Origin of the sequence: Clostridium tarantellae, from assembly GCF_009295725.1 — a bacterium.
Lineage (GTDB): Bacteria > Bacillota > Clostridia > Clostridiales > Clostridiaceae > Sarcina > Sarcina tarantellae.
Window position 1 is genome coordinate 1 of record NZ_WHJC01000453.1, and the last position, 1,828, is coordinate 1,828.

The 1,828-nt window shown below is 23.5% G+C and carries 2 protein-coding genes; one reads left to right on the forward strand and one right to left on the reverse strand.

The window, feature by feature from the left end:
• The first annotated feature begins 178 nt into the window (after positions 1 to 178).
• Positions 179 to 523, forward strand: a complete 345-nt coding sequence (locus tag GBZ86_RS15510) for a hypothetical protein (RefSeq protein WP_152892156.1) — start codon at positions 179 to 181, stop codon at positions 521 to 523.
• A gap of 90 nt (positions 524 to 613) precedes the next feature.
• On the opposite strand, the gene GBZ86_RS15515 is transcribed toward GBZ86_RS15510, so the two are convergent.
• Positions 614 to 1,609 (reverse strand): YhdH/YhfP family quinone oxidoreductase, encoded by a 996-nt coding sequence (locus tag GBZ86_RS15515; RefSeq protein ID WP_152892158.1) that lies wholly within the window; start codon positions 1,607 to 1,609, stop codon positions 614 to 616.
• Positions 1,610 to 1,828 lie beyond the last annotated feature (219 nt).

Below are 1,828 nucleotides of genomic sequence, written 5' to 3' on the forward strand. Positions count from 1 at the left end.
ATATATAATTTTATAATCACTGTTAATACATTTAATAAAATTCTATTAAATTTTATTAATGAACATATATTTAAATATTAAATTTAAATTATAGATAATTTTCTTTAAAAAATATTAATTTACTAAATTTGCACAGTTATATCAAAAAGAATATACTAATAATAAAGGAGGGAATTTTATGAAAAAATATAGTAAAACATTTAATAAATCACTAATAGGAATAGTTCTAGGTGCAATAATAGGTTTATTTAATTCAGTTCCTATGATTACTGAAAATATACCAAAGAATCTTGTTATAGCAACTTTTTTAACTTGGATAGTAATTGGATATATTTTTTCAATAACTACCATAAATATCCACGATACTTTAAAAGGTTTTATTATTTCAATAATATTATTTATCCCTTTAGCATCCTTTATTTTAACAAAAAATCCATTTTATGCTTTATGGATTATAATAATGTCATTAATTTGGGGTAGTTTATTAGGATACTTATATAAAAAAATAAGTAAAGATGCTTAATATATATTTAAATTACATAATAAATGTAAAAACTGTAAGAGAATTTGTAAAAATCAAATTTTCCTACAGTTTTTATTAATATAAGTTTTTTTATAAATTAAAATTTATAACAGTTCTACCAATATGCTTTCCTTGTAAAATTAAATTAATATTTTCATCTAACCTTTCTAATGATATTATATTAACCATACTATCTAAATTTTTAGGTTTCCATTCACTAGCTAATAAAGACCATAATTTAATTCTTAAATCCATAGGACACTCTACTGAATCAATTCCATAAAGAGTAACTCCTTTTAATATAAATGGGTAAACTGAACTTTCAAAATTACCCCCTGCAGCATTTCCACAAGCTGTAACTGCTCCACAATAATTAGTCATCTTTATAGCAGTTGATAATATATTTCCACCAACTGTATCTATAACTCCAGCCCATTTAGATTTAAGTAAAGGTCTACTCGATTTATCATTAACCTCCTCTTTACTTATAACTTCTTTAGCTCCTAATTTAAATAAAATATCTTTTTGTTCTTCTAACTTACCAGTAGCAACCACCACTGAATATCCTAACTTAACTAAAATTTTTATTGCTATAGATGCAACTCCTCCTGTACCACCTGTAACTAATATATCCCCATCATCTTTTTTAACTGTTTGTATTAATTTATATATAGATAATGCTGCAGTAAATCCTGCTGTTCCATAATACATACTTTCTTTTAATGATAACTCTTGTGGAAGTTTTACTACCCAACTTGCTGGAACCCTTATATATTCTGAAAATCCTCCCCAAGTATTCATTCCTAAATCATATCCTGTTACAAGAACCTTATCTCCTTCTTTAAAGCATTTATTAAAACTTTTTACTACAATACCTGATGCATCGATTCCTGGAGTATGAGGATAATTTCTAGTTACCCCTTTATTTCCAGTAGCTGAAAGGGCATCTTTATAATTTAAAGAAGAATATTTTACATTTATCAAAATTTCTCCCTGTGGAAGATCATCTATATATTTTTTTTCTATACTTCTTTTGAAAGAACCATCTTTTTCCTGTATATATAAACATTTAAATTCTTTATTCATTATTTTCTCCTTTATATCTGCTTTTTATAATATCAATAATTTAATGATATTATAAATCTTAATACTTTTATAACAATTTTAAGTTCTTTTAAAAATATAGTTTATAAATAATTTTAAATATAAAAGTATTATGTCAATAAAAATTATCATTAAAAATACATAATAACATTTTAAATTTAATTTATTTATGCTTATTGCATGACCTAACATACTTAATAT